The organism is Mycobacteroides sp. H001 (assembly GCF_001440005.1).
Taxonomy (GTDB): Bacteria; Actinomycetota; Actinomycetes; order Mycobacteriales; family Mycobacteriaceae; genus Mycobacterium; species Mycobacterium gwanakae.
The window spans coordinates 78,894-97,346 of sequence record NZ_LJYH01000048.1; the positions used below are offsets into that span (position 1 = coordinate 78,894).

At 65.4% G+C, this 18,453-nt stretch carries 18 protein-coding genes; 5 read left to right on the forward strand and 13 right to left on the reverse strand.

The features are described 5' to 3' along the window. The first annotated feature begins 194 nt into the window (after window positions 1–194). Window positions 195–584 carry a PH domain-containing protein gene (locus AOT83_RS24400; protein ID WP_030094120.1) on the forward strand — a complete coding sequence of 130 codons (390 nt, stop codon included), beginning with the start codon at window positions 195–197 and terminating at the stop codon, window positions 582–584. Here AOT83_RS24400 and AOT83_RS24405 read toward each other — a convergent pair. From AOT83_RS24405 to AOT83_RS24415, 3 genes are read right to left on the reverse strand one after another with little or no spacing between them, the layout of a single operon-like run. Then, complete coding sequence (locus tag AOT83_RS24405; protein ID WP_057963708.1) at window positions 581–1,807, reverse strand: saccharopine dehydrogenase C-terminal domain-containing protein; 1,227 nt, start codon at window positions 1,805–1,807, stop codon at window positions 581–583. The two genes, AOT83_RS24400 and AOT83_RS24405, sit on opposite strands and share 4 nt — an antisense overlap. Window positions 1,808–1,809: 2 nt before the next feature. Further along, the gene (locus AOT83_RS24410; protein ID WP_030094122.1) at window positions 1,810–3,195 is read right to left on the reverse strand and encodes an aspartate aminotransferase family protein; all 1,386 of its coding nucleotides are present in this window, start codon (window positions 3,193–3,195) and stop codon (window positions 1,810–1,812) included. Continuing rightward, window positions 3,192–3,698: an Lrp/AsnC family transcriptional regulator gene (locus AOT83_RS24415; protein WP_030094123.1), complete on the reverse strand. Its 507-nt coding sequence runs from the start codon at window positions 3,696–3,698 to the stop codon at window positions 3,192–3,194. Before AOT83_RS24415 ends, AOT83_RS24410 begins: the two co-directional genes overlap by 4 nt. A gap of 122 nt (window positions 3,699–3,820) precedes the next feature. Here AOT83_RS24415 and AOT83_RS24420 point away from each other — a divergent pair, with 122 nt between their 5' ends. Then, window positions 3,821–5,296: a gamma-aminobutyraldehyde dehydrogenase gene (locus AOT83_RS24420; protein WP_057963709.1), complete on the forward strand. Its 1,476-nt coding sequence runs from the start codon at window positions 3,821–3,823 to the stop codon at window positions 5,294–5,296. On the opposite strand, the gene AOT83_RS24425 is transcribed toward AOT83_RS24420, so the two are convergent. Continuing rightward, the gene (locus AOT83_RS24425; protein ID WP_070919830.1) at window positions 5,293–5,763 is read right to left on the reverse strand and encodes a MarR family winged helix-turn-helix transcriptional regulator; all 471 of its coding nucleotides are present in this window, start codon (window positions 5,761–5,763) and stop codon (window positions 5,293–5,295) included. The two genes, AOT83_RS24420 and AOT83_RS24425, sit on opposite strands and share 4 nt — an antisense overlap. Before the next feature lie 76 nt (window positions 5,764–5,839). On the opposite strand from AOT83_RS24425, the gene AOT83_RS24430 reads away from it, so the two are divergent. Next, complete coding sequence (locus AOT83_RS24430; protein WP_057963710.1) at window positions 5,840–7,012, forward strand: FAD-dependent monooxygenase; 1,173 nt, start codon at window positions 5,840–5,842, stop codon at window positions 7,010–7,012. Here AOT83_RS24430 and AOT83_RS24435 read toward each other — a convergent pair. Beyond that, the gene (locus AOT83_RS24435) at window positions 7,009–8,703 is read right to left on the reverse strand and encodes an APC family permease (RefSeq protein ID WP_030094127.1); all 1,695 of its coding nucleotides are present in this window, start codon (window positions 8,701–8,703) and stop codon (window positions 7,009–7,011) included. The two genes, AOT83_RS24430 and AOT83_RS24435, sit on opposite strands and share 4 nt — an antisense overlap. A 214-nt stretch (window positions 8,704–8,917) precedes the next feature. Then, entirely contained in the window at window positions 8,918–9,724 is an 807-nt protein-coding gene (locus AOT83_RS24440; RefSeq protein ID WP_030094128.1) for a DoxX family protein, read from the reverse strand. 70 nt (window positions 9,725–9,794) lie between these two features. Here AOT83_RS24440 and AOT83_RS24445 point away from each other — a divergent pair, with 70 nt between their 5' ends. Next, entirely contained in the window at window positions 9,795–10,988 is a 1,194-nt protein-coding gene (locus AOT83_RS24445; protein ID WP_075908782.1) for a PQQ-dependent sugar dehydrogenase, read from the forward strand. Between the two features lie 73 nt (window positions 10,989–11,061). On the opposite strand, the gene gatB is transcribed toward AOT83_RS24445, so the two are convergent. The 7 genes from gatB to gatC form a co-directional block, all read right to left on the reverse strand. Further along, window positions 11,062–12,561, reverse strand: a complete 1,500-nt coding sequence (gatB, locus tag AOT83_RS24450; RefSeq protein WP_057963711.1) for an Asp-tRNA(Asn)/Glu-tRNA(Gln) amidotransferase subunit GatB — start codon at window positions 12,559–12,561, stop codon at window positions 11,062–11,064. Window positions 12,562–12,702: 141 nt separating this feature from the next. After that, window positions 12,703–13,734, reverse strand: coding sequence for an ATP-dependent 6-phosphofructokinase (locus tag AOT83_RS24455; RefSeq protein ID WP_030094131.1), 1,032 nt, complete (start codon window positions 13,732–13,734; stop codon window positions 12,703–12,705). 38 nt (window positions 13,735–13,772) lie between these two features. Continuing rightward, window positions 13,773–15,269 carry a carboxylesterase/lipase family protein gene (locus AOT83_RS24460; protein ID WP_057963712.1) on the reverse strand — a complete coding sequence of 499 codons (1,497 nt, stop codon included), beginning with the start codon at window positions 15,267–15,269 and terminating at the stop codon, window positions 13,773–13,775. Window positions 15,270–15,299: 30 nt separating this feature from the next. After that, the gene (locus AOT83_RS24465) at window positions 15,300–15,554 is read right to left on the reverse strand and encodes a hypothetical protein (RefSeq protein ID WP_131726919.1); all 255 of its coding nucleotides are present in this window, start codon (window positions 15,552–15,554) and stop codon (window positions 15,300–15,302) included. A 14-nt stretch (window positions 15,555–15,568) separates the two neighbouring features. Next, window positions 15,569–15,796 carry a hypothetical protein gene (locus AOT83_RS24470; RefSeq protein ID WP_234797617.1) on the reverse strand — a complete coding sequence of 76 codons (228 nt, stop codon included), beginning with the start codon at window positions 15,794–15,796 and terminating at the stop codon, window positions 15,569–15,571. Window positions 15,797–15,892: 96 nt separating this feature from the next. Continuing rightward, a complete protein-coding gene (gene gatA / locus AOT83_RS24475) occupies window positions 15,893–17,374 on the reverse strand; it encodes an Asp-tRNA(Asn)/Glu-tRNA(Gln) amidotransferase subunit GatA (RefSeq protein ID WP_030094134.1) in 1,482 nt (493 codons plus the stop codon). Beyond that, complete coding sequence (gene gatC / locus AOT83_RS24480; protein WP_030094135.1) at window positions 17,371–17,679, reverse strand: Asp-tRNA(Asn)/Glu-tRNA(Gln) amidotransferase subunit GatC; 309 nt, start codon at window positions 17,677–17,679, stop codon at window positions 17,371–17,373. The genes gatA and gatC overlap by 4 nt, the downstream gene beginning before the upstream one ends. Window positions 17,680–17,731: 52 nt before the next feature. Here gatC and AOT83_RS24485 point away from each other — a divergent pair, with 52 nt between their 5' ends. Then, window positions 17,732–18,388, forward strand: coding sequence for an amino acid-binding protein (locus AOT83_RS24485; protein ID WP_101312511.1), 657 nt, complete (start codon window positions 17,732–17,734; stop codon window positions 18,386–18,388). Window positions 18,389–18,453 lie beyond the last annotated feature (65 nt).

Consider the following 18,453-nt stretch of genomic DNA (forward strand, 5'->3'; position numbering starts at 1 on the left):
TGCCTTGGACTCGGGCTACGCGTCGACGCGCATACCGATTACTACGAGCAAGGCGGGGTTGTTCACACCGCGTACGGTAGTCGTTTCTGGAGGTCCGAGTCAAATCCCTGCTAGGGGCGGCTTCGCCGAGCGTGAAGCCACTGAGTTCCGGGCCGAATTCTCGCCCTGGCCTCACCGTCGGGGACAATGGATGGATGACCGAGGAGAAGCGCACAGTCATCAGGACGTCGCCGATGGCGCATTTCATGTCCGGGTTCCTGGCGCTCGGCATCCTGACGTTCGTCCTGTACCTCCCGGTCCTTGCGCCGCTGCTGCTGATCCCCGCCGCCATGTCCTATGCCATCTTCCGGTATCGGACCGCAGTCGACACCGAATCAGTGCAGGTAAGAACGCTGGCAAGCACCCGGACGCTGCCGTGGACCGAGGTCAAGGGCCTCGGATTCGACAGGCACGCCTGGGCACGCGCCGAACTCGTCGACGGCACCTCGCTGCGTCTTCCGGCAGTCACCTTCTCGACGCTGCCGATCCTGTCGGCGGCCAGCAATGGCCGGGTGCCGAATCCGTACCAAGGGGTTCAGCGCTAGGCGGCCAAACGGTCCTGCATGCCCCACGGCGCACCGAAGGTATTGAGCCGGTCCAGGAACGGGAGGCTGTCGAATGCCTCCGGCCCCAGCACACCGGTGCCGCTCCACGCACCCTCGGCGAGCAGTTCCAGGGCCACCACCGGGTTCACGGCGGTCTGCCACACGACGCATTGCGCACCGTCGCGTGCCATCGTCCACTCGTTGTCGACGACGTGGTGCAGGTAGACCTCGCGGGGCTTGCCGTCCTTACCGGTCCCGGTGACCCATAGACCCGCACAGGTGGCCCCGCGCATCAGATGCCCCAGCCCGGCCGGGTCCGGCAGGCACGCCGCCACCACATCACGAGGGCTGACGGAGGCGTCGCGACCGTCGGCGTGCACGCTGACCGGGTCGGTGCTGTCCAGCCCGACCAGACGCAGGGTGCGCAGCACGTTGATGAATTCGGCGCCGAGGCCATATTTGAATGTCACCCGCCGGGCCTTCACCCAGCGCGGCATGAGCACCACTTCCTCGTGCTCGACGTTGACGCATTCGACGGGACCGATGCCGCCGGGGAAGTCGAAAACCTCCGGTTCACTGAAGGGTTCGGTGGTGAAGAAACCCTTGTTGCGTTCCCAGATCAGGGGCGGATTCAGGCACTCCTCGATGGTCGTCCAGATCGAGAAGGACGGCGCGAATCGGTATCCCTGCACCTCGAGATTGGATCCGTCGCGCGTACCCAGCTCGTCGATCTCGGAGAACAGATGGTCGGCGGCGTACCGCGCAAACACGTCGCTCAGGCCCGGCTCGACCCCGATACCGACCAAAGCCAACTGCCCTGCCGCTTCCCACTTTTCGGCCGCGGCGAACTGTTCATCGCCGAGCATCACCCCGGGCAGTTCGTACGGCCTTTCCGGGTGACGATGCGACAAACTCATCGCCATGTCGAGGTAGGTCACGCCTGCTGCGAAGCACCCGTCGAACACACTCATCACGAATCGGGGGTCGACCGCGTTGAGCGCGTGGGTGATTCGGTGCTCCCGGCACAGCGCCGCGACATCGTCAGCCGAGGAGGCATCGATGCGGGCCGCCGTGAACCGGGGATCACCGAGTCGATCCACCACTGCCTGCGACCGCGCCATGTCATAGTCCGCGATCACCAGCGCCTCGAAGAACTCGCGACGGGCCGCGATGAACGCGGCCGCGCTGCCCACTCCCCCGGCACCCACGATGAGAATTCGCATGTCTATAACCGCGCCCAGGCCTCGGTGAGCACTCCGCGCAGGATCTGCTCGATCGCATCGAACTCCTGCTTCCCCGAAATCAGCGGCGGTGCAAGCTGAATCACCGGGTCGCCGCGGTCGTCGGCGCGACAGTACAGGCCCGCATCCCAGAGCGCGGCAGACAGGAAGCCGCGCAGCAGCCGCTCACTCTCCTCGCCGCTGAACGTCTCCTTGGTCGTCTTGTCCTTGACCAATTCGATTCCGTAGAAGTACCCCTCACCGCGCACGTCACCGACGATCGGCAGGTCGTGGAGCTTCTCCAGGGTGGCGCGGAACACCGGGGCGTTCTCATGCACCCGATCGTTGAGGCCCTCCCGTTCGAAGATATCGAGGTTGGCAAGAGCCACCGCCGCCGAAACAGGATGTCCGCCAAAGGTATATCCGTGCGGGAAGGTGGTCTTACCGTCGTTGAACGGCTCGAACAGGCGGTCCGTGGCGATCATCGCCCCGATCGGCGAGTACCCGGAGGTCATGCCCTTGGCGCAGGTGATGATATCCGGCTGGTACCCGAAATCCTCGCAGGCGAACATTGATCCGATACGACCGAAGGCGCAGATCACCTCGTCGGACACCAGCAGCACGTCGTACTCGTCGCAGATTTCCCGCACCCGCTCGAAGTAGCCGGGCGGGGGCGGGAAGCAACCGCCGGCGTTCTGCACAGGTTCGAGGAAGACCGCCGCGACCGTGTCGGGTCCCTCGAATTCGATCGCCTCGGCGATCCGGTCGGCACAGTAGCGCCCGAACGCCTTGGGATCGTGGGCGTATGCCTCCGGGGCCCGATAGAAGTTGGTGTTCGGTGCGCGGAATCCGCCCGGGGTCAGCGGTTCGAAGGGCGCCTTGAACGCCGGCAGACCGGTGATGGCCAGAGCGCCCTGCGGGGTTCCGTGATACGCGATGGCGCGCGAAATCACCTTGTGCTTACCAGGTTTACCGGTCAGCTTGAAGAACTGTTTGGCCAGCTTCCACGCGCTTTCCACCGCTTCTCCCCCGCCCGTGGTGAAGAAGACGCGGTTCAGGTCGCCCGGGGCGTACCCGGCGATCCGATCAGCCAGCTCGATCGCGGTCGGGGTGGCGTAGGACCACAGCGGGAAGAACGCGAGCTTCTCGGCTTGCCGGGCGGCGGCCTCCGCCAGTTCGGTACGGCCGTGCCCGGCCTGCACGACGAACAATCCCGAAAGACCGTCGAGATAACTCTTACCGCGGTCATCCCAGATCCGCACGCCCTCACCGCGCGTGATGATGGGCGGCGATATGCCCTCACCGTGGCGGGCGAAGTGGCCCCACAGATGGCGGGACGCCTTTTCCTGCAGGTCGCCGGAGATCTCGTGTGCTACATCGACGGTTGTCACCGTGTACCCCAATTGTATTGTTGTTTCACTAGTTTCAGATAAACCAGGGTTTCCGTGGAGGTCACCCCGGGCACGGCACGAATCTGCTTGTTCAGCAGAACCAACAGGTCGTCGTCGTCCTCGCAGACCACCTCGACGATCGCGTCGAAGGTTCCGGCAGTGAGCACTACGTAGTCGACCGCCTCCAGCTCCGCGAGCCGGTCGGCCACCTCGGTGGTGTCACCGGAGCATTTGATGCCGATCATGGCCTGGCGCGCGAACCCCAGCTGCATGGGATCGGTGACCGCCACGATCTGCATGACACCGGCGTCGATCATGCGTTGCACTCGTTGACGCACCGCCGCCTCCGAGAGGCCCACCGACTTACCGATGGTCGCGTATGGGCGCCGCCCATCCTGCTGAAGCTCCTCGACAATCGCTTTGGAAGCCTCATCGAGCTGGAATGCTGCCGAGCCGTTACCCGGATCGGCGACTCGCAACAGACGCCGTTTCGTGTTGGTCACGAGCTCGATTGTGCACGGATTCCGTCATCCATTGCAATGTTTTACGACGAATTACCGTTAAGAGCGGACTATTGACGATGGAATCCGTGGCTTAAAGCACCGATTTTCGATACCGTGGCCAGGTGAGCGCACCAAGCAGCTGGATCAATGGCCGCCTCGTCACAACCCGCGGCGATACGCATCGCGTGATCAACCCCGCGACCGGGACAACCGTCGCCGAGCTAAGCCTGGCGACCCCCGACGACGCCGATGCGGCAGTGGCGGCAGCCAGGGCCGCGGGGCCCGGCTGGGCCTGCTCAACCCCCGCCGACCGTGCCGCCGTCCTGGCCAAACTGGCCGCCGCCATGGCGGCCAACGCCGACACGCTGGTGGCCGAGGAGGTCTCCCAGACGGGTAAACCGGTGCGCCTGGCATCGGAGTTCGATGTGCCCGGCAGCATCGACAATGTCGAGTTTTTCGCGGGTGCCGCAAGACATCTGGACGGTAAGGCCACGGCCGAATACTCGCCCGACCACACCTCCAGCATCCGGCGCGAGGCCGCCGGGGTGGTAGCCACCATCACCCCGTGGAACTACCCGCTGCAGATGGCGGTGTGGAAGGTGCTGCCCGCACTGGCGGCGGGGTGCACGGTGGTGATCAAGCCCAGCGAGCTGACACCGCTGACCACACTGACGCTGGCACGCCTGGCCACCGAGGCCGGGCTGCCCGATGGTGTGCTCAACGTCGTCACCGGACGCGGCGATGACGTGGGCAGTACCCTCGCGGGCCACCCCGATGTGGATTTGGTGACCTTCACCGGGTCCACCACTGTCGGCCGAAAGGTGATGGCCGCGGCCGCCGTTCATGGGCATCGAACACAGCTGGAGCTCGGCGGCAAGGCACCCTTCGTCGTGTTCGACGACGCCGACCTGGACGCCGCCATTCAGGGCGCGGTCGCCGGCACGATCATCAACTCCGGCCAGGACTGCACGGCCGCGACCCGGGCGATCGTCGCCCGCGATCTGTACGACGACTTCGTCGCCGGAGTCGGCGAGGTGATGAACAAGATCGTCGTCGGCGATCCCTTGGATCCGAACACCGATATCGGACCGCTCATTTCGGCCCCCCATCGCGCCAGAGTCGCGAGCATCGTGGACCGCGCCCCCGCTCAGGGCGGCCGAATCGTCAGCGGTGCAAGCTCACCCGATCTGCCGGGATTCTTCTACCGGCCCACCCTGATCGCCGATGTCGCGGAGACATCCGAGGCCTACCGCGACGAGATCTTCGGCCCGGTACTCACCGTGCGCGCGTTCTCCGATGACGACGACGCACTACGGCAGGCGAACGACACCGCCTATGGCCTTGCGGCCTCGGCGTGGACGCGCGATGTCTACCGCGCGCAGCGGGCCTCGCGGCAGATCAAGGCGGGTTGCGTATGGATCAACGACCACATCCCCATCGTCAGCGAGATGCCGCACGGCGGATTCGGCGCGTCCGGCTTCGGCAAGGACATGTCCGCCTACTCCCTTGAGGAGTATCTGACCATCAAGCACGTGATGAGCGATATCACCGGTACCGCCGAAAAGGACTGGCACAGAACTATTTTCGCGAAACGTTAGGGCCGCGCGTCCAAGTTGTCGTTGATGAGCGCCGCGAGCCGGGTAAGGCTCGTGGTCATCGCACGGCGGTCGGCACCCGCCAATTCGGCGAAGACCGCGTGCTGCCGTGCCCGAAAGGCCATCTGCGCGTTGACCACCCTCGTACGCCCGGCGGTGGTCAAGCCCACCAGGACCAACCGGTCATCCGATGCCGAGCGGGTGCGTTCGACCACACCCCGTTCTTCTAACTGCTTGAGCGCGCGCGTGGCCGTCGGCACCGCCACTCCCGCCGTCCCGGCCAGCTGACTCACCGACATCGAATCCCGGTCCAGTAGCGGCGCCAGCAGCTCGAGCTGCGAGCGACTCATACCCGCCTGCGTCCCCGCGGGCGACGTTCGGCCCCGGCGCATCGCGAAGTACAGCGCGTCCGTAGCCGCCACCAGCTCTTCGATCTCACGGGCACTGTTTCCGCTCGGTTGTCCTGGCACCCCGACAGTCTAAGGGTTAGCATGACAATAGTTAGCATGCTAACGTTATTGTCGAAGCCAACGAAAGGACACGAACATGCGTGTAGCGATCATCGGCGCCGGAATCGGTGGGCTCACCGCAGCAGCGGCATTGCGCACCAACGGTATCGACGTCATCGTCTATGAGAAGGCGCACGAACTGCGTGAGGTAGGCGCGGGCGTCGTCGTCGCGAACAACGGCCAGCGCGCACTCGATGCCGTGGGCCTTGGCGATCGGGTACGGGAGGTCGGCACGCATATCGAACGCACCGTGTGGAGCACCTGGCACGGAGAAGATGTCCCGGTGCCGCCTGCGTGGCCGTCGGTCACCCCGGGACGCCCGGTGACCTCCCTGCCCGTACACCGCGGCGAACTACAGCAGGCGCTGCTGGGCGCACTACCCGCCGGGACCGTCCACCTCGGGCGCCCCTGCCAGGACGTGATCGAAACCGCCGACGGGGCCCGCATCGTCTTCGCCGACGGCTCCGAGGAGCACGCCGACATCGTCGTCGGTGCCGATGGCATCCACTCGGCGGTGCAGCAGGTGGTCGCAGGCCCCGTTGAGCTGTCCAGCGAGGGCATCATGGCCTACCGCGGTTTGATTCCCGTCGAACGCCTCGACGACTCCGTCGACCTCCAGCGGATGCAGATGTGGCTCGGCCCTGGGCGCAGTTTCCTCATCTATCCGGTCTCCCGAGGGCGGTTGCTGAACATCGTGGCCTTCACGGCCACCGATCTCGATGCCGAGGAATCGTGGACGGCGCCGGGTGATGTGCGGGCCCTCGCGGCGGAATTCGCGGATTGGGCACACCCTGTTCCGGCCATTATCGACGCACTTCCAGAAACCTTCCGGTGGGGACTTTACGATCGAAAGTCGTTGGGCCGATGGTCAACTGACCGCATCACTCTTCTCGGCGACGCCGCGCACCCGGTAACCCCGCATCTGGGCCAGGGTGCGAACATGGCGATCGAGGACGCGGTCGTGCTCGCCACCGTTCTCGCGGGCGCTTCGGTGGCCGATGTCCCCCAGCGGCTGGCCTTGTACGAGTCCCTGCGGCGCGACCGCACAAGCCGCATTCAGCAGAACGCACGCCAAGCGGGCGCGATCTACCGCGCCACCGATCTCAGCGCCCAGGAGCAAGCCGCCGGACTCACCGCGATCCTGGCCGGTGATTGGATCCCCGACTACGACGCCGCCGCGGCGGCCGAGGCGGCATTGGCCTCGCTCTAATCCTTGGTGAACTCCTCACCCGTCTGCGGATTCACCGCAACCTCACCCTCGGGGAGGTTGGACAGATCGCCGGCGATGACGGTCTGTTGCGCCTCGACCGCATCGGGCACTCCGAAGTGAGCGGTGGCCCCGGCCGGAGCCAGCACCAGATCGGCGCTGCGCCGCGGCAACGTCTCCCCCAGGAAGAAGGGCGGCGCGGCCACCCGCCACAGCAGCATCACAACCACGCCGAGCACCAGCGCGCCGATACCGACCACCGCCACAGCTCCGAATCCGAAGACGGTGACGTTGTTACCGGCGTCATCGATGAGCCAGTCGGGCTTGGCGTACTGAATCAGTCCGTAAGCGAAGATGACCGTCAGCGCGATTCCACCGAGCAACGGGATCGCACCTCGCATCATGAAATTGCGAGCACTCTGTGTGAGTGTCCGACGGTAAAACCACACACACGCGAAGCCGGTGAGCCCGTAGTAGAAAGCAATCATCAGGCCGACCGATCCGATCAGCGCGGTCAGCAGGTTGGTGCTGATGATCGTAAAGAGCACGTAGCACGCGATCGAGACCGCACCCATCGCCACGGTAGAGGTGGTCGGCGTCAGGTACGTGCGGTGGATCGAGGCGAACGATTCCGGTAGGGCCTTGTAGACACCCATCGACAGGGTGGTGCGGGCCGTCGGCAGGATCGTGGTCTGGGTGCAGGCCGAGGCCGACGTCAGGATGGAGGCGGAGAGCAAGAGCATCCCCACATGTCCAAGGAAGCTGTCACCGAACAGTTCGGGACCGATAGCCGCGAACACATCCGCCGCATTCTCCTGATTACCCAGGCCTATCCCCTCCGTGCCGACTCCCGCGAAGGCCACCGCCGCCACACTGACCAGCGCATAGGTGGCCAGCAACAGGAATGTGGACAGCACCGCGGCGCGTCCGGGCGTACGTCCCGGGTCATCGGACTCCTCATTGCAGGCCACTGCGGTATCCCAGCCCCAGTAGATGAAGATCGTCGTCAGTACTGCCGGTGCGATCACGGTGCCGAAGTCCAAGCCCCCGGGCCAGAACCACGACAAGGACGGCAGCAGCGAGTAGGCCTCGGCGTTATGGGTGTAGACCTTGATCAACGCGATGATCGAGACGACGACCAGAACAACCATCTCGACCAGCAAGAGTCCGTACTGCAAGCGCACCGAGACTTCGATACCGCGGTAGCAGATATACGTCATGATCACGATCCACAGAACGCCCGCCACTGTGGACCACAGGGTGCTGTCAGCCAGACTGGCTGCCGCCGACCAGCCCAGGTCGCCGACGAAGGTGAACGAATAGGCGCCCGCGATCTGGGCCAGGTTGGCCATCACGATGACGTCCGCGGCGATGATCCCCCAGCCGCCCAGCCATCCGACGATCGGCCCGAAGGTGCGCGACGCCCAGGTGAACGTGGTCCCGCAGTCCGGTTCGGCCTTGTTCAGTTCCTGATAGGCCACCGCGATCAGATAGATCGGGATGAACGAGATCAGCACAATGGCGGGCGCCTTGACTCCGGCGAGCAGGGCGCCGCCGCTGGCGACGATCAGCCCCAGGGTGGCGGCCAGACTGTAGGCCGGCGCCGTGGACGCCAGCCCGACCACAACGCTGGACAGCAGCCCCATCGCGCCGCCCTTGAGCCCCTTGCTCTCGACGGGGTTATCTGAGCTCATACGCGTCTCCTCGCTTGGCGGACTGCGAGCAGAATACGTTTTCCGTTGACATTTCGCCCATCAAGAGCGGAATTCGTCATGAAATATCGGTTTCGCACCGGATTCGGCAACAATGCCGTCGCTGCATCGGCGCACCGAACCGCCGCCGAAACCAGGGTTTACGCCGCACTTCTGTCGCCGACACCAATATCACGTGTCGGCGAGAGTGGGTGATCTAAGCGAGCGGGTTCGTTCCGTTGAGGAACACCCAGATGGCAGCCGCGGCACCCAGGCCCAGCAGCAGCGCGGCGAAGGAGCCCACAAACGGCCTGCGGGCCCAGCCCCTTCCGGCGTCAAACCCGTACCGACCAGGGCCTACGAGGATCACCGCGATGAGCGCGACGATCATCAACAGCTCGAACTCGTGCCCGTCGGGCCAAAAGATCGCGTACCGGTTCGCCTTGTCGGACACCATGTCGGACAGCAGGACATTGACCATGAAGGCCAGCCCGGCCGCCCCCGCCAGCGGCGTCAGCAGACCGAGAATCAGCAGTACCCCGGCGCCGAGCTCTGCGGTGACACCGACATAAGTAAGGATGTCGGCGTACTTGAAGCCGCGATCAGTCAGCGTCGATTCGAAACCATTGAGGCCGGTGCCGCCCCACCAGCCGAAAACCTTGCGCAATCCGTGCGCGATGAGCACCGCGCCCACGCCGACACGCAGCAATAACAGTCCAAGATCTTGGGTGCCGCGACGGTCGCCCGTCGGGTCTTGGGTGCCCCACGGCGCGGCATGTCGCGCCTGCACCGCCTCGGAAGATATCTGGGTGGTGGCAGGTTCGGCATAGGGCAGCGGCGCTGGATCGTACAACGGTCCAACCTCTTTCACGTCGTGGGAGCTCGTCAGCTTTTCCCCCTGGTAATGCGGGATTGCCGTGGTCTCGAAATCGCCGCCATAGGTGGCCGACGGCACATCGTCTTCAGGGTCGACCAGTTCGGGCGGCTTACGCCACACCTGCGGATCGTCCGAATGACCGGTCACGGCCCAAGAGTAAGTCCATTGGAGGCCTGAATGTGGCGAGCAACGCCGTAAGGTCCGTAATCTTGCGGGCATGCTCATTCGCTGCCGGAGCCGCAGGGCCGGCGACATCCGGCCAAATCCCACGACGGGACCGACCAATGAGCCATCGGGGAGAAGACTGTTTGTCGGTTCGGTGGCGGCGTTGGCCGGGACGGTGACCCTGCTCTCGGGTTGCGTACGGTTCGATCCCACCCAGGATCAGCCGTTCACCGAGGTCCCCAGCCGCGGGATTGCCCAGACCACGACCACCCCGCCGCCACCGTTGCCGGGTAAACCGTTTCCCAAGCAGTGCGCCGCCGACGGCGTGATGCAGGGATGCCTGGAAGCCACCAGCGGCCTCATCATGGGCAGCGATGGCAAGACCGCTTTGGTCGCCGAGCGGGCAACGGGTGCCGTCAAAGAGATCGCGACGAGCGCCGAACCGAAGGTGAAGACAACCATCCCCGTCGACCCCTCCGGGGACGGAGGACTGTCCGATATCGTGCTCTCCCCCTCATACCAGCAGGACCGGCTGATGTACGCCTACATCAGCACCCCCACCGACAACCGGGTGATCCGCATCGCCGACGGCGATGTGCCCAAGGACATTCTCACTGGAATTCCTAAGGGCCCCAACGGTAATGCCGGATCGCTGGCGTTCATCAGCCCCACCACGCTGGTGGTCCAGACCGGCACCGGCGGTAATCCGGCCGCAGCCAATGATCCGAACTCGCTGGCCGGCAAGGTGATCCGCATCGAACAGCCGACCACCATCGACCAGGCCGCACCGACCACCGCCATCAGCGGCCTCGGCGACGGCGGAGCGATGTGCGTGGACGCCGCCAACGGCGCGCTATACGTCACCGACCGCTCCCCCGTCGGCGACCGGCTACAAAAGCTGACCAAGGACGGAAAGATCACGACGGTCTGGACCTGGCCCGACAAACCCGGGGTGGCGGGCTGCGCCGCGTTGGACAGCTCGGTGATGGTCAACCTGGTCTTCAACCAGACCACCGTCGTGGTGCGCCAGAACCCGGAGACCGGCGCGGTCACCGGCGATCCCGAAGTGCTCCGCCAGAAAGAGCAGCACGGTCACGTGCGGGCGCTCAAGCTCTCGGCCGACGGGAACGTCTGGGGCGGTTCCATCAACAAGGACTTCGGCACCGCCACCCCCACCGAGGACGTGGTGTTCCCACTGTTCCCGAAGGGCGGCGGATTCCCCCGCGCCAACGACGACCTGGACTAATTAGTCGCCGACTGTCGACTTCTCGCGGTGCTCACTCGCACTTTGTCGCGAGAAGTCGACAGTCAGCGTGTGATTACGCCTGGCCGCAGGCCTTCAGCACCAGATCCTTGACCAGCGCGGCATCCGCTTGTCCCCGGGTGGCCTTCATCACCGCACCGACGATGGCGCCCGCGGCCGCCACCTTGCCGTCGCGGATCTTCTGCGCGACATCGGGATTGGCTGCCAATGCCTCATCTACGGCGGCCTGGATCACCGAATCGTCGCGCACCACGGTCAACCCGCGGGCGGTCATCACCTGCTCGGGCTCACCCTCTCCGGCCAGCACGCCGTCGACCACCTGGCGCGCCAACTTGTTGGACAGCTTGCCGTCGTTGATCAACGCGGCGACAGCGGCCACCTGCTTTGGCGTGATGGGAAGCTCAGCCAGCTCGACCTCGCGCGAATTGGCTTGCTGGACGAGGTAGTTGCCCCACCACGAACGCGCCTCCTCGCTGCTGGCCCCCTCGACGACGGTGGCCTGTACGAGTTCGACGGCGCCGTTGTTCACCAGGTCGCGCATCACCTCATCGGAGACGCCCCATTCCTGCTGAATGCGCCCCAACCGCAGCCAGGGCAGCTCGGGCAGGGTGCCGCGTAGCCGCTCGATCAGCTCGCCGCTGGGCGCGACGGGTTCCAGGTCGGGCTCCGGGAAGTAGCGGTAGTCCTCGGCCGTCTCCTTGCGGCGCCCCGCACTGGTAGAGCCGTCCTGCTCCAGGAAGTGCCGGGTTTCCTGAATGACGTCCTCACCCGCATCCAGAACAGCTGCCTGGCGGCGCATCTCGTAGCGCACCGCCACTTCGACGCTCTTGAGTGAGTTGACGTTCTTGGTCTCGGTGCGGGTGCCGAACTGGTCGGCACCGGTGGGCATCAGCGACACATTCGCATCGCAGCGCATGGACCCGTGATCCATGCGCACATCGGAAACATCCAACGCGCGCAACAGGTCCCGCAGCGCCGTAACGTAGGCGCGGGCGATCTCCGGAGCACGTTCCCCGGTGCCCTCGATGGGCTTGGTGACGATCTCGACAAGCGGCACGCCCGCCCGGTTGTAGTCGAGCAGGGATTCGGTGGCCCCGGAGATGCGGCCGGTCTCGCTGCCGATATGCGTCAGCTTGCCGGTGTCTTCCTCCATGTGGGCGCGCTCGATCTGCACCCGCCAGGTGGTGCCGTCTTCGAGCGGGACGTCCAGGTACCCGTTGAACGCGATCGGCTCGTCGTATTGAGAGATCTGGTAGTTCTTCGGCTGGTCCGGGTAGAAGTAGTTCTTGCGGGCGAACCGGCCCCACGGGGCGATCTCACAGTTCAGCGCCAGCCCGATACGGATGGCCGATTCGACGGCCTTCTCGTTGACCACCGGCAACGAGCCCGGCAGCCCCAGACAGACGGGGCAGATCTGGGTGTTCGGCTCCGCGCCGAATGTGGTGGGGCAGCCGCAGAACATCTTGGTGGCTGTGGACAGTTCGACGTGGACCTCCATGCCGAGCACCGGCTCGTATCGGGTCAGCACATCGTCGTAGTCCAGCAGTTCTGTCATGCTGCGATCCTAATAGGTCGGCTTTGCCGCCCGGGGGCTGAGCTGGCCCTACCCAACAGGCCCCTCCGTCGAGCGCATACCGCACGGAGGTGAATCGCGTGAATCATCCACACCAGGTATGCGCTCGGCGAACCTGCCCGATCAGCCGAAGAAGGCCGCAGCGTCCTCGTAGCGGTTCTTGGGGACCAGCTTGAGATGACGGGTGGCCTCGGACAAGGGCACCCGTCCGATGTCCTGGCCCCGCAACGACACCATCACCCCATACTCACCGGCATGGGCCGCGTCCGCGGCGTTCACTCCGAATCGGGTGGCGAGCACCCTGTCGAACGGTGTCGGGGTGCCGCCGCGCTGCACATGGCCCAGCACGGTCGTGCGCACCTCCTTGTTGATGCGCTTCTCGATTTCCACACCCAGCTGCTGCGCCACTCCGGTAAACCGCTGATGCCCGAACTCGTCAATTCCGCCGTCGCGTAACTCCATTGAGCCCTCGGCCGGCTTGGCGCCCTCTGCCACCACACAGATGAAATGCGAATCCCCACGCTGGAAGCGGCCTTTGATGAGTCGACACACCTCTTCCACGTCGTACGGCACTTCGGGGATCAATGTCATGTGCGCGCCGGAAGCCAGTCCGGAGTGCAGGGCGATCCAGCCCGCGTGCCTGCCCATCACTTCCACCAGCATGACGCGCTGATGCGATTCGGCCGTGCTGTGCAACCGATCGATGGCGTCGGTGGCGATGGTCAGCGCGGTATCGAACCCGAAAGTGACATCGGTGCAATCGATGTCGTTGTCGATCGTCTTGGGCACCCCGACCACGGGGACATTCTCGTCGGCGAGCCAGCTCGCCGCGGTGAGCGTGCCCTCCCCACCGATCGGGATCAGCACATCGATCCCGTTGTCGTCGAGGGTCTGTTTGATCTGGTCCAGCCCGGCACGCAGCTTGTCGGGATTGGTGCGGGCGGTGCCCAGCACCGTGCCGCCCTTGGTCAGCAGCCGGTCGTTGCGGTCGTCGTTGGCCAGCTGGATGCGGCGGTTCTCCAACAGACCGCGCCAGCCGTCCTGAAATCCCACGACCTGCGAGTCGTAGCGGTTGGCACAGGTCCGTACCACCGCCCTGATGACGGCGTTCAGCCCGGGACAGTCGCCGCCACCGGTAAGCACTCCGATACGCATAGGCCCCATCATGCCCGTGACGTGGCCGGGCGGCAGCGCTACGACGCCTTCGGTGGACGCTGCGGGGCGCTCAGCGTGAACCCCGCCCACACATCACGGCGGCCGACGCCGAGGTTCTTCTCGACGCATGTCACACGGTCGAAGACCATCACCGGCCAGTCCGGTCCTCGGTATGCCGGCCAGTCCTCGCTCGGAACACCGTTGCGCGCGAACGCCACCCAGCGCTCTTGCACATCGTCGACCACCCGCGAGGCATCACGATGAGTAAAGCTCCCAGCCAAGAGCGGTCCGGCCGGACCACGGTAATTGCCGAAGACCGCGAGCAGCTCGGTGGCATGCGAGCCGTTCAGGCCGGCAGCCCGCACGGGCCAGGGCGCATAGTCGAACTGGTACACGTAAACCGGTGCGAATTGCTGATGCGCCCGGGCGATCCGCCACACCGAAGAGGTAAAGAACATGTCTCCAGCCAGCCGCAACCGGGCTTCCTTCGATGGATATCCCGGGTAAGCGCCAACAATCCGCTCGAGATACCCAGGGCCTCCTCGCGCAAGAATCTCCAGCTGTTCGGCTTCGGATAGCGGCATCACCTTGATGGCCTTGGTGAAAAGCCTGGCTTCATCGGCGTTACTTCCGATGATCAGCGGAACTCGTTGCGCATCACCGCGTTCGATGGCATCGACGGGAGCGCTTGGCAAGTAGTCGCCATCGACCGAAGGCCCGAATGGAAATCCGCCCTCGGCGATCAACTTGCGCTGTGCACGCAGGAGCTGCCGGGGCGAGGCGTTCATGACCTTCTCGGCAGCGTTATCAGGGCCAGCCCCAAGCAGTTCAGCGAATCGCCGGGCCTCATGCGCGATCGTATCGGCGCCGGCGGCCAGGCCACTGGCGGTGCTTTGGATGATCGCGCGGTGGAACAACCCCGCGGCGGCGGGGGTGGTCATCAGCGTCTCGACGGCGCTGGCGCCGGCACTCTCGCCGAAGATGGTCACATTGTCCGGATCTCCGCCGAAGGCCCGGACATTGTCGCGAACCCACTGCAGGGCCAGCACGAGATCACGCAGGTACACGTTACTTTCGATGACGTGCTCGGCATCGGACAGCGAGGACAGATCGAAGGCGCCCAGCGCCCCCACGCGATAGTTGGCCGATACATAGACGCATCCGCGACGCGCCAGTATCGATCCCTCGTAGGGAGGCGAGGCACTGGCACCGAGGAAATACCCACCGCCGTAGATGTAGAACATCACCGGTAACGGACCGTCGGGTAGTTCCTCCGGCGTCACCACATTGAGTGTCAGACAGTTCTCGCTGCGACGTTTCTGCGGGGTGAACACCTTGGGCTGGTAGGGCACCGCACCGAATCTCGTGCAGCGCCGGACGCCCTCCCAGGGCTGCACGGGACGCGGCGCCTTAAGCCGCAGCAGCCCTACCGGCGGTTCGGCATAGGGGATTCCCCGGAAACGGCGCATTCCACGCCGCACAAAGCCTTCAACAATGCCGCTGTTGACTTGCACTCGCTTCGGCGCCGCTGCCACGGATGCCAACCTAGCTCCCGCCGCGGGTGGTCACCGCCCCGGGCGCACTGCCGTGGGGCCTGGCCTGGTTGTCACGATGGTGGCCTGCGGTGGCGCGTTCCCCGGATCAGGCGCCGACGACAAGTGATTGTCGCCGGGAGCGAGACAGTCGGGCTCCGTCGATCCGCTGCACGCGGCCGGTTTCACCTGCACTACCGCCTGCGGGGCCTCGATGCGGCTCGTCACCACCACTCCAGCCAGAGCGGCCGCGCATGCACCGGCCGCGGCCATCCGACGTATCGACATCCTCGTCATGCTGGTCACGCTCGCGGCAAGACTGTGCTGGGGCGTGTCTTTGTCTGCGGGATGGTCGCCCGCGGCACCATGTTGCCGGGGTTCGGTCGCGCCGTCAGATGAGGATCGCCGGAGTGATCGCAGGTGGTATCGGTCTGCACCGAGCACTGGATCTTCGTCTGCGGCGTCGCGGGAACCGATTGCGAAAGCACCAACGCCGCCGGCACCGCTGCCACCACGCCGACGGCGATCACTGCACCACTGCACCTGGCCATCATATGCATATATGCAAATATGACAGCTCTTGCTGCCTCGGAAGGGCCGGATCCCTACTAATTGCCTGTGAATCTCTACAGTGCGGACGGCAGCGGCCCACGCGCCGTCTCATACGCCGCCCCGACCCGGTACAGCCGGTCGTCGGCAAGGGCGGGCGCCATGATCTGCAGGCCCACCGGCAGCCCGTCGTCGGCCGATAGTCCCGAGGGCACCGACATTCCGCAATGCCCGGCCAGATTCAGCGGCAGCGTGCACAAGTCGAACTGGTACATGGCCAGCGGGTCGTCGACCTTCTCCCCCAACCGGAATGCGGTCGTGGGCGTCGCCGGGGTGACCAGTACATCCACCTGTTCGTAGGCCTGCTCCAGGTCGCGCTTGATCAGGGTGCGCACCTTCTGTGCCCGGCCGTAATAGGCGTCGTAGTACCCGGCCGATAGCGCATAGGTGCCGATCATGATGCGCCGCTTGACCTCTGGGCCAAAGCCCGCGGCCCGGGTGAGCGCCATGACTTCCTCGGCGCTGTGCGTCCCGTCGTCGCCGACGCGCATCCCGTACCGCATGGCATCGAACCGAGCCAGGTTGGAGGACACCTCCGACGGCAGGATCAGGTAGTACGCCGGAAGTGCGTATTCGAAGTGCGGACAGGACACCTCCACTACGTCGGCACCCAACGCGGTGAGCTGCTCGACGGCCGCATCGAAAGACGCCATCACACCCGGCTGGTACCCGTCACCACGCAATTGTGAGACCACACCGACGCGTACGCCTTTGAGGTCGCCGGCAGCCCCGGCACGAGCAGCGGCCACCACATCGGGGACCGGCTCGTCGACCGAGGTGGAGTCGCGCGGGTCATGTCCGGCGATCACCTGGTGCAACAGTGCGGTATCCAAAACCGTACGTGCACAAGGTCCACCCTGATCCAGCGATGACGCGCAGGCCACCAGGCCGTACCGCGACACGGTGCCGTAAGTGGGCTTGACTCCGACGGTGGCGGTGAGGGCCGCGGGCTGACGGATGGAGCCGCCGGTGTCAGTACCGATGGCCAGCGGTGCCTGGAAGGCGGCCAGCGCGGCCGCGCTACCGCCACCCGAGCCACCCGGCACGCGCTCGGTGTCCCACGGATTGCGGGTGGGGCCGTACGCGGAGTTCTCGGTGGAGGAGCCCATCGCGAACTCGTCCATGTTCGTCTTGCCCAGGATCGGGATCCCGGCCTCACGCAGCCGAGCGGTCACCGTCGCGTCGTAGGGCGGAACCCAGTTCTCCAGGATCTTCGACCCACACGTGGTCGGCATGTCCCGGGTGGTGAAGACGTCCTTGAGCGCCAGCGGCACACCGGCCAGGGCCGATGCGGGCTGATCGCCACGTGCGATGGCGTCGTCGGCATCCTTGGCCGCGGCAAGGGCCTGCTCCCCCGCCACGTGCAGGAATGCGCGGTAGGTCTCGTCGGTACTGGCGATCTGATCCAGATGCGCGCGAGTCACCTCAACCGATGACACTTCGCCGGAATGAATCAGCGTCGCCAGCGATGATGCATCCTGCCTGATCAGGTCGGTCACTCTTCTTCTCCCAGGATCTGCGGAACAGCGAAACGCCCCTCGGCCACCCGAGGAGCCTGCGCCAGCGCCTCATCAGGGGTCAGGCAGTCGGCGATCACATCCGGCCGTGTGACATTTACCGCATCAAGCGGAGAACTCGTCGCGTCGACCTCGTCGAGCTCATCGGTGGACACGGCACTGATCTGGCTGACGTGGCCGAGGATCGCGTCGAGTTGCCCCGCGTATCCATCCAGCTCAGCGTCGGTCAGCGCAAGCCGGGCCAATCTGGCCAGGTGCGCGACCTCGTCACGGGATATGGCGCTCACGGCTAGATAGCCTAGAGGGCGGCCGTACCTGACCTGTGCCACAGTGTTGGACGTGCCGTCCTATCTGCTGCGCTTACAACTTGCCGACCGACCCGGAAGTCTGGGATCGGTCGCCGTCGCGCTCGGCACGGTGGGTGCGGACATCCTGTCCCTCGACGTCGTCGAGCGCGGTCCCGGGTATGCCATCGATGACCTGGTCATCGACCTGCCACCCGGTTCCATGCCCGACTCGTTGATCACCGCCGCCGAGGCCTTGAACGGGGTGCATGTGCATTCCATCCGCCCGCACACCGGGCTACTGGAGGCACACCGCGAGCTGGAACTGATCGACAGAGTGGCCGCCGCCGCGTCATCCGCCCGCCTGGAAGTGCTCGCCCAGGAGGCCCCGCATGTGCTGCGCGCGAACTGGTGCACCGTGGTGCGGCAGGAAGGCAGTGGTTTCATTCGGGTGGCGGGCAGCGCCGGTGCCCCGGAAACACAGGCCACTGCCGCCCCGTGGCTACCGCTGAGCCGGGCCCAGGTCCTGGAAACAGCTGCCGAATGGGTGCCGCAGCTGTGGAAGGACATGGACACCACGCTCGCCGCCGCGCCACTGGGGTCCAGTGACACCGCCGTGGTCCTCGGCCGTCCCGGCGGCCCGGAGTTTCGGCCCTCGGAGGTGGCCCGCCTCGGCTATCTGGCGGGGATCGTCGCCACCTTGGTGCGATAGCGGCCTGTTCACAGGAACGGCACAGCCAATTCCCTGAGTCGCCCTGCACACTCACTGGCGTGACT

Bases quoted from the DNA above. Each gene is read 5' to 3' on its own strand.
- AOT83_RS24465 (WP_131726919.1), bottom strand. From the start codon at position 15,554: ATGTCGATACGTCGGATGGCCGCGGCCGGTGCATGCGCGGCCGCTCTG.
- gatB (WP_057963711.1), bottom strand. From the start codon at position 12,561: ATGACAGAACTGCTGGACTACGACGATGTGCTGACCCGATACGAGCCG.
- AOT83_RS24405 (WP_057963708.1), bottom strand. From the start codon at position 1,807: ATGCGAATTCTCATCGTGGGTGCCGGGGGAGTGGGCAGCGCGGCCGCG.
- AOT83_RS24445 (WP_075908782.1), top strand. From the start codon at position 9,795: ATGCTCATTCGCTGCCGGAGCCGCAGGGCCGGCGACATCCGGCCAAAT.
- AOT83_RS24400 (WP_030094120.1), top strand. From the start codon at position 195: ATGACCGAGGAGAAGCGCACAGTCATCAGGACGTCGCCGATGGCGCAT.
- AOT83_RS24435 (WP_030094127.1), bottom strand. From the start codon at position 8,703: ATGAGCTCAGATAACCCCGTCGAGAGCAAGGGGCTCAAGGGCGGCGCG.
- AOT83_RS24455 (WP_030094131.1), bottom strand. From the start codon at position 13,734: ATGCGTATCGGAGTGCTTACCGGTGGCGGCGACTGTCCCGGGCTGAAC.
- AOT83_RS24430 (WP_057963710.1), top strand. From the start codon at position 5,840: ATGCGTGTAGCGATCATCGGCGCCGGAATCGGTGGGCTCACCGCAGCA.